Genomic DNA, 12,698 nt, shown 5'->3' with positions numbered 1-12,698 from the left:
TATTCCTATATTCCTATATTCAGTAACATCAAAACACCCACTGTAAACTCATACCATTTTGTTTTAACCAATTAGATGATGTTTTGTAATCGGGGAAAAACGCCTCTACTCGCTGCCAAAAAGCTTTGCTATGATTTAAATACTTTAAATGGGCAAGCTCATGAACAATCACATAATCTATAGTGTGGTAAGGAGCACCTATAAGATGTAAATTAAAAGTGAGTTCTCGCTTGCTATTACAACTCCCCCACTTTCGTTTATAAACACCTATTTTTAAATCATTTGGCAACTCTTCACCCATTTGAGTACAGAAATACGCTAAACGCATCTCTATGTATGCAATAAGCTGCTCTTTTAAATAAGTCTCTAATAGCTGTCGATACTTTTGATAAGTGTTTTTAACTCGAGGAGATATTGTAATAAGTAAGTGGTCATCATACGGGATTACTTCGGAATCTTGGCCTGAGTCCAGTTTCAAATAAATAGTTTCTGAAAAAACACTGATTTTTTTAGATTCAAAGGGGTACTGCTTAGTGTCATCAATTGACGATTGTTTTTTTAATTGTTCTGCAACCCACTCTTGTTTATCAAATAACCAAGTATCAATGTGTTTTTTTGCGACAAAATGTGGCGCATACACAGTTACCTTTTGACTATGCACTTTTATTGCGACTGTTTTGCGTCTAGTACTCTTTTTTAGTTGATATTCAAACACGACTTAAACTCTAAATATAGCATCCGTTTATATAATCCATATTACCATCAATTTTAAACTCTTAGGCATACAGTCGCACCTAACTCCTAATCCACTTTATTATAATAAGCTATAGATTGATCCGTCTGTTTTATTTGAATTGAAAGTTAAAATATTTTATTTACTTCAATAACAAAAAATAAATAAACTTGGTTAAAATTCGTCACTTTATAGCGCGATTAGAAATAACGGTTCATTTATTAGTAAATTAGATTAAACTTGTAAAATAAAGATTATATTTCGAGCCGTTATGCTATCAGCTTTCTTCATTACAGACCAAGATCCAAGTCTAATACTTAATGGGGTTTACGACCCTCTTCTAGTCTCAATGTCTGTATTAATAGCCATTTTTGCTGCTTTTTTTACTACTAAGCTCATTGATTTAGCAAAAGAGACTAAATTCCCTCGTTATCAACGTTTAGCAAATATAACTGCAGCAACTGTATTTTCTTCTGGTATTTGGAGTATGCACTTTATAGGTATGTTAGCTTTTTCGCTATGTACTAATATAAGCTACGATCCAACAATCACACTACTCTCTTTTCTTCCTGCTTTATTAGCATGTCAGTATGCGGTATCAATACTTGTAAATAGTGATGGAAACTTTAGAGTGCTCAGCATTTGCTCCATCTTACTTGGGGCTGGTATTGGTACAATGCATTACAGCGGTATGGCTGCAATGGAGCTTTCCCCAATGTTGCGCTATGACCCACTGACCTTTGGCCTTTCAATTTTAGTTGCCGTCGCTCTTTCGTTTATAGCGTTATATAGCCGCTTTAATCTTGAAAAATTTTTTCCAAAATTATCATACCTACAAAATAGAGCCATCAGCGCTATTATATTAGGCTTTGCTGTTGCTGCTATGCATTATATGGGCATGGCATCTACACGCTTTGTTGCAACATCCCCTCTTTTATATGACGACGCAAATGCTTCTGCTGGGCTCACTTTTGTAGCCATCGCGGTTGCAACTGCAACGATTGCCATTACAAGCGTAGTAGCGGTACTTAATGGCATGGTCAGATATAAAATGTTACTTGAAGAAAAGTCAGCCGACGAGTCTCGCTTAAACGCAATTTTAGGCACAGCCATTGATGGAATCGTGACGATTGATCACACCGGCATTATTTTGAGCTTTAACGAATCAGCCAGTAAAATTTTTGGCTGGCACGAAAATGAAGTACAAAATCATAATATTAAAATGCTAATGGATGATGCTATCGCGATGCATCACGATAGCTACCTTTCTAAAGCTAAAAATATTGATTTAGGTAAAGTAATCGGTGTTAACCGTGAAATTTTTGCAAAGCATAAAAATGGCCACTTATTCCCGATTCGTTTGGGGATTGGAGAAGTTAATCAGCCAGGGCAAAATCCTCTATACGTAGGCTTCATAACAGACTTATCAGAGCAACGAGCTTTACAAAAAAGCCTTGAAGAAAAAGAGCAAAAGTATCGCTCTTTAATGGATAACATGCCAGGTGTGGCTTTTAGGTGTAAATTTGATGATAACTGGACCATGCTTTTTATCAGCCCGAGCATCAACGAGTTAACGGGTTATAACCCTAATGAATTTACTGAACATTGCATTGAATTTAACGATCTAGTTTTAAAATCAGACCAGCAACCTATTGTAGATGCCGTCACAAAAGCTGTAGAAGAGAAACGTCAGTATTCAATCGAATACAGAATTCGCCACAGAAGCGGTAAAATCTTATGGCTTTTAGATAAAGGCAGCATCGACTTTGATACCCAAGGCCAAGCAAAGTGGATTGATGGTGTTTTAGTTGATATTACAGAACGCAAAGAATATGAAGAAAAACTAGAGCAAGCTAAATTCAAAGCTGAAGAAGCTGCTTATGCAAAGCAATCTTTTATGGCTAATATGAGCCATGAAATACGCACCCCAATGAATTCTATAATAGGTTTTAGCGATCTATTAATGGATACCCCACTTGATCAAGAACAACAAAAGCATTTAGTTACCGTAAATAATGCAGCGCGTTCATTACTTAGATTATTAAATGAAATTCTCGATTCCGCAAAACTAGAGCGCGGTAAGCTCACTATTGAGCCAATACACTTTAGTTTAAAGCCAGTAATAGACAGTATTATTTCTACTTTTTGGTTAGAAGCTAAAAAGAAAGATTTAGAACTTAAACTTCATATTAAAGAATCAGTAAGTGCTACTTATTACGGTGACCCAGATCGACTCAGGCAAGTACTTACTAATTTAATTGGTAATGCTATTAAGTTTACCGAAAAAGGCTCTGTTACCGTAACTGTTGCTATAACACAAAATCAGCATCTGTTTTTTGAAGTGCAAGATACCGGTATTGGTATTGCAAAAGATCGTATTCAAGCAGTGTTTCAACCTTTCGAACAAGCCGATGGTACTACTACTCGCCGTTTTGGTGGTACAGGTCTTGGTACTACCATAAGCAAACAACTTGTAGAGCTTATGGGCGGAACAATAAACTTAGTAAGTGAACTAGGTAAAGGTACCTGCTTTTACTTTTCATTGCCGCTTACTTTAGGTGACGAAACTAAAATAGATCATTTTGATGGTCTACACACACAACTGCCTGCACTTAGGGTGTTAGTAGTTGACGATATCGAGCAAAATACAGAGCTACTTTCTTTACTTCTGTCACGCGATCAGCATGCAGTTACCAAGGCATCTAACGGACTTGAAGCGATTAAAGTATTTGAAGAACAAGACTTTGATGTCATTTTAATGGATATACATATGCCATTGTGTGATGGCATAGAGGCAACACAAAAAATAAGAGCAATAGAAAATCAAAGACAAATTAAATACACGCCAATTATCGCGCTCACAGCCAGTGTATTACAACAAGATAAGCTTACGGCTAAAAAAGCAGGCATGAATGGCTTTGCAAATAAACCCGTCGATATAAATCAGCTAAACCAAGAAATAGCACAAGTGCTTGGTCTTGGTATTGCAAAAGAAATGGTTATATCGCAAAGCGATCCTAAAGCGCAGCATATAGATTTTGAAAAAGGGTTAGCCCTTTGGGGTTCTAAATGTAAGCAACTTACAGAGATTACTAAATTTATTAGTGACAGTAATAAACGGTTCGAAACATTATTCAGTGATAAATTATCAAACATAAAAGATGTCGATAGCACCATTCACACACTTAAAGGTGTTGCTGGTAACTTAGGCCTAATAACATTAATGAAGTTATTAACCGATTTAGAGCAAAAACAAAGTGACGCTAAAGTTATTAGTACTTTAGACGATATAAAAAACGAGCTACTTGTCATCTCACAATTGCTATCATCTAATACTTGCGATAAGCCAATTAGTAAGCCTGAAGATAATAGTTCTGACACGCTATCAATTGATGAAATTAAGTCACTGTGTAAGACGCTTAATCAAGATGCACAAAATGCAGAATTAAATGATGAGCTACTAGCAAAACTGCAACACGGCATACCTTCAATCTATAAAAATGAAGTTGATGATATAGCCGAGGCCTTTGATGAATTTGATTTTGATAAAGCACACGTAATACTAGAAACCTTACTTGAAAAACTAACAAACAATGAGTATTAATTAATGGATTTTACAACAGATAGGCCACGAGTATTAATTGTTGACGATGAGCCTGCAAATCTAAAAGTAATGCGCGAAGTGTTAGGTAATCAATATCGTATGTCGTTTGCTAAATCGGGTGATGCCGCATTGGCACTACTTGAAAAAGAACTACCAAAGCTAATTTTGCTAGACATAATGATGCCAGATATGAATGGGTTTGAAGTCTGCCAGAGGGTAAAAAACAATCCTAAAACGTCTCATATCCCCATTATTTTTGTGACAGCTTTGGGGGACGAAAATGATGAATTTAAAGGTTTTGAACTTGGTGCCGTAGATTATATTACCAAGCCAATAAGCCCTGCTATTGTAAGAGCTAGAGTTAAAACTCACTTATCGCTAGTGCAAGCTGAGCAATTAAAACAAGCACATGTAGATTTAGTACAACGTCTAGGCCGTGCTGCTGAATATAAAGATACTGACACTGGCGAACATATAGTGCGTATGAGCCAATACAGCAAAGTATTAGCATTAGCGCTAGGTATGGATGAGCAAAGTGCAGAGCTTTTACGCCAAGCCGCCCCAATGCACGATGTTGGGAAAATAGGTATCCCTGATGCTATATTACTCAAGCCAGGAAAGTTAACTTCTGAAGAGTTTGAACATATGAAGAAACACGCCATAATTGGTGCACAAATATTAGCAAATTCTTCATCGCCATTATTACAACTCGCTCATAAACTTGCTATTGAACACCACGAAAAATGGGATGGTTCAGGCTATCCTAACGGGATCAAAGGCGAAGAAATATCAATTGAAGGTAGAATTGTTGCCGTTGCTGACGTTTTTGATGCTCTGACTTCAAAACGCCCTTATAAAGAGGCATGGAGTGTAGAGAAAACAGTTTTGCATATGCAAGAGCAAGCAGGAGCTCATTTTGATCCCGCTCTAATCGAACTATTTGTGAAAAAATTAGACGATATTCTTGCTATAAAAAATTCAAATCAAGAAAGCTAATTCTTTTTAGCGCTGTGAGAGCCAAGCTCAACATTTGGATAGTAAGACTTTATATAACGATAGTCATGTGACGTAATTTCATGGCTATTACCGCTTTCATCTTTAAAGTACATAGAAAACGTTACACCATGATCTGCTAAAACTACTTTTATATTTAAACCCTCAAGATGATTACGCCATTGAATAAATTGATCCCCTGAGGCCAAAAATGCAATCCCTTTACTACGCCCCTCACCTTCAAAAAGTGCTAAACGAGTTGTTGAACTAGCGTCTTCAAGTGTTAAAGGGCCGCGTCCGTCCTCATCCCAAAAGGCAAGCTCGGGTACTACACTAAAACCTAAAACACGCTCATACCACTTAACGGCATCAACCAAGTTATCAACATTTAAATGGCAATGATCAATCCCAGATAATTTAGGTATGCTTGTATTATTCACGTTACTCACCTATTTCTGACTTTAATTGCTCTAAAAAGTCATGCATATACCTTGTACGTCTATTCGCTTCTGCTTTAGCAGATGGCGTATTCATACTATCGGCAATATGTAATAACTTTATAAAAAAGTGATCAAGCGTGTATGTTTTATCATCAGCCTCGCGTTCAATACAAAAAGGGTCTTCTGGGTTATACAATAACCGAGAAATTGATCCGCCTACTTTCATGCATCGACTCACTCCAATAGCGCCCAATGCATCCATTCTGTCAGCATCTTGTACTATTTGCGCTTCAACTGTTTTAATTTTTATATTTGCGCTGAAACTATGAGCGGCAATGGCATGATGAATCTCATCAAAAAGTGACTCGTCATAATTAATAGATTTTAAAAATTCCAATGCCTTATCGGCTGCCATAGTAGAGGCTTTTGCGCGATCAGGGTGATTTTTAGCAACTGCCACGCAATCGTGCATCCACGCTGCAGGTAATACCACCGACATGTTTGCCTGCTCTGCATTACATAGCTGTATCGCAACACGCACCACGCGTTCTATATGGGTAATATCGTGAGCTACATCAGCATGCACTAAAGAGGTTATAAATTCTCTACATTGTGAATTAAGTATTTTTAAATCGGGGCTTAAAACGGCGTCAGGCACTATTAGGTTCCAAAAGCTAATGAATCGATAAATTATCCGTACTTTACCGTGCTTTATGCCCACCTTGCAAAACATTCATTGTATGTTGCTCCTTGCTTGACTAAAATACAGCGCTTATTTATTACTACTGAGAAGCCTTATGTCATCTGCCGTTTACCTACAAGCTGGTCGCGATAAATCATTAAAAAGAAAACACCCTTGGTTATTTTCAAAAGCCATCAAAAAAATTAAAGGTAAACCTGGATTAGGCGACACAGTAACGATTCACGATAGCGAAGGTAAGTTTTTAGCAACTGCTGCTTATAGCCCTCACTCACAAATTCGTGCACGTGTTTGGAGCTTTGACGAAAAAGAAGTAATCGATCAAAACTTTTTTGAACGCCGTTTACGTCGCTCATTAGAAGCACGTAGCCAAGTAATAGAAGAAGGCGGATTAACAGGGTTTCGATTATGTGCTGCGGAGTCTGATTACTTACCAGGCGTTACAATCGATAAGTTTGATAACGTGTTAGTGTGTCAGCTGTTAAGTGCCGGTGCTGAGCGTCATAAAGGCGAGATTGTTGGCGCGTTGATGTCTATTTTCCCAGGTTCTAGCATATACGAGCGCTCAGACGTAGAAGTACGCACTAAAGAAGGCTTAGAGCCAATAAAAGGCGCTCTTTGGGGTAACGAACCAACACAGCCGGTACTTATTGAGGAAAACGGTTTTAAAATTGAAGTCGATATAATTGATGGACATAAAACAGGCTTTTATTTAGACCAGCGCGATAGCCGCGCCGCACTTGAGCGTTTTTCAAAGGGTAAAACGGTACTTAACTGTTTTAGTTATACAGGTACATTTTCGTTGTACGCCCTGCGTGGTGGATGTGAGCATGTAACTAACGTAGACGTATCTCAACCCGCTTTAGATACAGCAAAACGTAATGTTGAGCATAATAACTTAGATTTAAATAAAGTAAGTTTTGTTAAGCAGGACGTATTTAAGTTACTACGCCAATACCGCGACGAAGGTAGACAGTTTGATACCATCGTAATGGACCCACCAAAGTTTGCTGATAATAAAGCGCAGCTAACCGGTGCGTGTCGTGGTTACAAAGATATCAACATGATTGCCATGCAAATACTAAAACCAGGTGGAACATTACTAACGTTCTCATGCTCTGGTTTAATGGAACAAAACTTATTTCAAAAAGTAGTAGCCGATGCAGCACTTGATGCAGGTAAAGACCTACTTATAATGGAGCGATTAAACCAGGCAGCTGATCACCCAATTGCTGGCAGCTACCCTGAAGGCTTTTATTTAAAAGGCTTAATCTGTAAGGTTTTTTAATATCTACTATTAAGTTTAACTGGATTCAACTTAGTTAAACTGAATGATTTCAAGACCTGCTGTTACCGTGCCATCATCTTCTTTGCTGGCACGTATTACTTTTGCTGTTGCATTTAAAGGCGCAATACTTGGGTGAGTCGAATCAATGTTCACCGTCAGTAATGTATTAGGTTCAAGTAATTCATCTAAATGAATTGATAAACCTGTTGCACTTAAATCCACGCACTCTGCGGCAAAACTTAAACCCGCTATTGGTTCTATCGTTGTTAAATTTGCAGGTGTATTGATCTGCATGCGTCTAAAATTTCGCTTATCATCAGTAAACATACGTTACCTCTAAAAAACCGTGTTAATTTCTTCCAACAAAGCACCCACTGAAAATGGCTTTACAACATATGCGTTACAACCAGCGTCAAACCCTGCTTGTTTTTCAGATGGAGACTCTAGGCCCGATACCATAACAACAGGAATATTTTTTGTTTCAGGTGTGTGTTTTAGCATTCGGCATGTATCATAACCATCAAGACCAGGCATACAAACATCAAGCAAAATTATATCTGGCGGACTTGCAATTGCCGATGCAAGACAGCTTTGCCCTGAATCTGCATAACTAACATCAAATTTCGACGCGAGTGCTGCTTTGAGCATTTCAAAATTAAAATACTCGTCGTCTACCACTAAAAGTCGCTTTGTTTTATGTTCAATCGATGAGGACATAACTATGTCACTTCCTTTTCAAAACAAAAATAAATCCTCCTATTAAGGTACTAAGCTTAATAGAAAATGCAAGTTTTATTCTATCTCTTTTATCGCATTAAGTACTCGCTTAGCCGAAATTGGGTAAGGAGTTCCAAGCGTTTGAGCAAATAGCGACACTCTAAGCTCTTGTTGCATCCAAAAAATAGCGGTTACTTCTTGTGGAATAGGCAAGCCTTTAGGCGTTTTATTAACTACTTTTTTGTACTCTTGAGCAACTTTATCGAGCTCTAATACGCATAACCTATCACGATTTGGATCCACAGGCAGCTTTTCTAAACGTTTTTGAATCGCTTTTAAATAACGAATTAAATCCGTTATTTTATCTGCGCCATGCGCGCTCACAAAACCTTTAAATATAAGTGACTCAAGCTGTGATTTTATATCGCCATGCGCGGTGATCATGGTTAAATCAACGCGCCCTTTCATTTTTTTATGCAGTGCGTGCGCAATACTTAATACTTGCTCAACTTGCGTTGCAATCGATACAACGGCATCACCGAGCTCACCTCGTATTTGCTCTTTTACTGTTTCAAATGCTTTTTCATCGCGTATATCGCCATGTTTCACTAATAAACTATCAACACCTGCGGCGATACAGTCATCAATTAAATCAGCTATTTTACCAAATGGATTAAAGTACAAACCCAGCTTTGCCTTATTCGGTAAGTTTTGTTGTAAGTACTTAATTGGCGACGGCACATTTAACAGTACTAAACGGCGCAAACCTTGTTGATGCGCTTGCTGCGCTTTTGCTTCACTATCAAAAAGCTCCACTGCAGCGGCTGATTTTTTATCCACCAGCGCAGGGTATGCTTTTATTTCGTATTGACCTTGTTTTTTAACATATGACGCTGGCAGCTCACCAAAGTCCCATTGTGTTAGGTCTGATTTTTCAATGCCTTTATCGGCTACTTTAGACAGTGTTTCGGTTACTTCACCTTGCAGCTCTGCTTTAAGTTTGGCTAAATCAAGTCCACGAGCAAGTAACTTATCGTGTTCATCACGTACTTCAAACTGCAATCGTAAATGCGGTGCAAGCGCGGTTAAATCCCACGCTTCTGCATCAACTCTCACACCTGTCATTCTTAATAAGCGCGTAGCTAAAGCATCAATTAAGCTACCTTGCATTGGCTCAATAGCTGCAAGTACTGCATCTGCGTAATTTGGTACTGGCACAAAATTACGGCGAAGCGATTTAGGCAATGACTTTATAAGCCCACTTATTAGCTCATGTCTAAATGCAGGTATATGCCAGTCAAAACCACTCTCTTGTACTTGATTTAAAAGTGCTACCGGTATTTGCACCGCAACACCATCAACCGCTTGTCCTGGGTCAAAATGATAAGCAAGCGGTAATATAATATTGTCTTGCTGCCATGTGTCAGGGTAGTCAAACTCAGTGATATTACTTGCACCATGCTGCATTAGCTCTTCACGGGTCATGTGTAAGTAATGTTTATTTTGTTGTTTTTGTGTTTTATACCATTTTAAAAATGCAGCGCGGTTATTAATTTCTTTGGGTATTTTTTTATCGTAAAACTCAAATAACGTTTGCTCATCAACTAAAATATCACGACGACGAGACTTATTTTCCAGTACTTGAATATCTTCAATAAGCTCACTGTTAAACGCTAAAAAGCCCTCGTTTAAGCCCAGCTCTTGCTCAACTAATGCAGTGCGTACAAAAAGCTCTCGGCTCACTTTAGGGTCAATATTGCTATAAACACAGCGGCGTTTATTTACAACAAGTAAGCCGTACAACGTTTGCTGCTCAAACGCGATTACCGCACCTGGTTTTTTCTCCCAGTGTGGCTCTGTGTAGCTACGTTTTACTAAATGCTGCGCTAATGGTTCTACCCAGTTAATGTCTATTTTTGCATTTGTGCGGGCATATAATTTACTGGTTTCTACCAGCTCCGCTGACATGATCCATTTAGGACTCTTTTTAAATAAACCTGAACCCGGAAAAATATGAAACTGACTATTACGTGCGCCTTTGTATATTTGCTTCTCATCTTTAAAGCCAATATGGCTCAGCATTCCGCTTAGTAACGCTTTATGAACAAGTTCGCCATCAGCCGCTTGGCTGGTTGCTTTCATGCCCATTTCGTTACACACAGTACTTATTTGATAAACAATATCTTGCCACTCACGCAGGCGCATATAGGCTAGGAAATCTTTTTGACACAGCTTTCTAAACTGGCCGTTAGTCAGCTCGCTTTGCTGCTCTTCTAAGTAATTCCATAAGTTCAAAAAAGCGATAAAGTCTGAATCTGGGTCGTCAAAGCGACCGTGTTTTTCGTTAGCTGCAGCACGTTTTTCTTGCGGGCGTTCGCGTGGATCTTGAATCGACAACGCCGCCACAATAACAATCACTTCACGCAATGCGCCAAGTTTGTGAGCTGTGAGCACCATTTTAGCTAAACGAGGGTCAACCGGTAATCGGCTGAGCTCTCTACCTGAAGCGGTTAAACTCGTTTTACTATCCCGTTTGTCTGGTTTTACTGCTTGTAGTTCTTCTAATAACGATAAACCATCACTTATATTACGGCTATCTGGTGCTTGCACAAACGGAAATTGCGCCATATCACCAAGCCCGAGTGCCAACATTTGCAAAATAACTGAGGCAAGATTAGTACGCAGTATTTCAGGGTCGGTAAACTCTGGGCGAGATAAAAAATCATCCTCAGAGTACAAGCGTATACAAATACCCGCTTCAACACGTCCACAACGACCCATACGCTGATTAGCACTTGCTTGCGATATAGGTTCTATTGGCAGGCGCTGAACTTTTGTACGATAACTGTAGCGGCTTATACGCGCAGTACCTGGATCTATGACATAACGAATACCCGGCACAGTTAGTGACGTTTCGGCTACGTTGGTCGATAAAATAATATGACGACGAGAATGTGGCGCAAATATACGGTTTTGCTCTGCGTTAGATAAGCGCGAGTAAAGTGGTAATACATCAGTGTGTTTTAAATTACGCTTGCTAAGTGCATCAGCGGTATCGCGTATTTCACGCTCACCGTTTAAAAATATCAGTATGTCGCCAGGACCTTCCGCGCACAGTTCGTCAACAGCATCAAAAATACCTTGTAGCTGATCGCCCTCGGCTTCCATATCTTCTTTATTAATATCGGCCGTTGGGTTGTAACGCACATCAACAGGGAAAGTACGACCCGATACTTCTATAATGGGCGCATCATCAAAATGCTTTGAAAAGCGCTCAGGATCGATGGTTGCAGACGTAATTATTATTTTTAAATCGGGACGTTTTGGAAGTAGGTTTTTTAAGTAACCTAAAATAAAGTCGATGTTTAAGCTACGCTCGTGCGCTTCATCTATAATTATGGTGTCGTATTGGTTTAAAAATCGATCTTGCTGAATTTCTGCCAGTAAAATACCGTCAGTCATGAGTTTAACGTACGTATTATTAGAAACCTGATCGCTAAAACGAATTTTAAAACCGACTTGCTGACCAAGTTCGCACTTCATTTCTTCAGCAATACGGTTAGCCACCGTTCGCGCTGCTAATCGGCGTGGTTGAGTATGGCCTATTAAGCCATCAACACCACGGCCAAGCTCTAAACACATTTTAGGTATTTGAGTTGTTTTACCTGAGCCCGTCTCACCTGCAATAATAACCACTTGGTTATTTGCAATGGCGTCTTTAATTGTTTCCTTTTTTTGACTTACTGGCAATTGCTCAGGGTAAGTCACTTTAGGAAGGCCCGCTAAGCGTTTATCACGTAATTCTTGGCTACGGGTTATATCAGCCGCTATTTTTTCAAGCGCGTTGGCATGCTTGTTTTCATCCGTTATTTTTTTTACGCCATGTAAGCGTTTTTTGAAAATGAATTGATCTTTTTTCAAGCACGTTTTTAGCTCGCCAAACAACTGACCTAGGTTTACCACCCGCATACCTTATAAAATTAGTTAAAGAGCCATAATTGTATCAAATTAAACGGCCGGGGTTAATCCTACAAAATGCATAACACGGGGTTGTTTGTTATATAAACGCTGCGATTCACCTAAACTGCGAATAATAAATCTATCTCAAGCAGTTATTTTCAGCGCTAACTGCACTGAAAATAACTGGCTAGCAAAAAATGAATTTAAATATCATTGTGGTTCAATAAGTTAGTAAATATCTTAACCAGAGTTGAGGTTAATTA

Annotated in this window: 9 protein-coding genes; 3 read left to right on the top strand and 6 right to left on the bottom strand. The window is 38.8% G+C overall.

From position 1 onward, the window contains the following. Window positions 1-28: 28 nt before the first annotated feature. Window positions 29-667, bottom strand: coding sequence for a SprT family zinc-dependent metalloprotease (locus GQR39_RS19280; RefSeq protein WP_165736370.1), 639 nt, complete (start codon window positions 665-667; stop codon window positions 29-31). 337 nt (window positions 668-1,004) lie between these two features. Here GQR39_RS19280 and GQR39_RS19275 point away from each other — a divergent pair, with 337 nt between their 5' ends. Beyond that, window positions 1,005-4,337 (top strand): MHYT domain-containing protein, encoded by a 3,333-nt coding sequence (locus GQR39_RS19275; protein WP_165736369.1) that lies wholly within the window; start codon window positions 1,005-1,007, stop codon window positions 4,335-4,337. Between the two features lie 3 nt (window positions 4,338-4,340). Further along, window positions 4,341-5,333, top strand: a complete 993-nt coding sequence (locus tag GQR39_RS19270; RefSeq protein WP_007581075.1) for a two-component system response regulator — start codon at window positions 4,341-4,343, stop codon at window positions 5,331-5,333. Here the strand turns inward: GQR39_RS19270 and GQR39_RS19265 are convergent. Together GQR39_RS19265 and GQR39_RS19260 are read right to left on the bottom strand one after the other, a co-directional pair. Then, window positions 5,330-5,770: a VOC family protein gene (locus GQR39_RS19265; protein WP_165736368.1), complete on the bottom strand. Its 441-nt coding sequence runs from the start codon at window positions 5,768-5,770 to the stop codon at window positions 5,330-5,332. The genes GQR39_RS19270 and GQR39_RS19265 overlap by 4 nt on opposite strands. A 1-nt stretch (window position 5,771) precedes the next feature. Continuing rightward, the gene (locus GQR39_RS19260) at window positions 5,772-6,428 is read right to left on the bottom strand and encodes an HD domain-containing protein (RefSeq protein WP_010555081.1); all 657 of its coding nucleotides are present in this window, start codon (window positions 6,426-6,428) and stop codon (window positions 5,772-5,774) included. A gap of 139 nt (window positions 6,429-6,567) precedes the next feature. Between GQR39_RS19260 and GQR39_RS19255 the strand changes: the two genes are divergently transcribed. Further along, window positions 6,568-7,758 (top strand): class I SAM-dependent methyltransferase, encoded by a 1,191-nt coding sequence (locus tag GQR39_RS19255; protein ID WP_007581068.1) that lies wholly within the window; start codon window positions 6,568-6,570, stop codon window positions 7,756-7,758. A 30-nt stretch (window positions 7,759-7,788) separates the two neighbouring features. Here the strand turns inward: GQR39_RS19255 and GQR39_RS19250 are convergent, their stop codons facing one another. The 3 genes from GQR39_RS19250 to hrpA form a co-directional block, all read right to left on the bottom strand. Further along, entirely contained in the window at window positions 7,789-8,085 is a 297-nt protein-coding gene (locus tag GQR39_RS19250; protein ID WP_007581065.1) for a PilZ domain-containing protein, read from the bottom strand. A gap of 9 nt (window positions 8,086-8,094) precedes the next feature. Next, window positions 8,095-8,475 carry a response regulator gene (locus GQR39_RS19245; protein WP_007581064.1) on the bottom strand — a complete coding sequence of 127 codons (381 nt, stop codon included), beginning with the start codon at window positions 8,473-8,475 and terminating at the stop codon, window positions 8,095-8,097. A gap of 75 nt (window positions 8,476-8,550) precedes the next feature. Next, window positions 8,551-12,438 (bottom strand): ATP-dependent RNA helicase HrpA, encoded by a 3,888-nt coding sequence (hrpA, locus tag GQR39_RS19240; protein ID WP_346774501.1) that lies wholly within the window; start codon window positions 12,436-12,438, stop codon window positions 8,551-8,553. Window positions 12,439-12,698 lie beyond the last annotated feature (260 nt).

Source organism: Pseudoalteromonas sp. C8, assembly GCF_011378685.1.
GTDB classification, from domain to species: domain Bacteria; phylum Pseudomonadota; class Gammaproteobacteria; order Enterobacterales; family Alteromonadaceae; genus Pseudoalteromonas; species Pseudoalteromonas arctica.
Note: the sequence above shows the minus strand (reverse complement) of the source record. Positions and strands in the feature narration are given on the sequence as shown.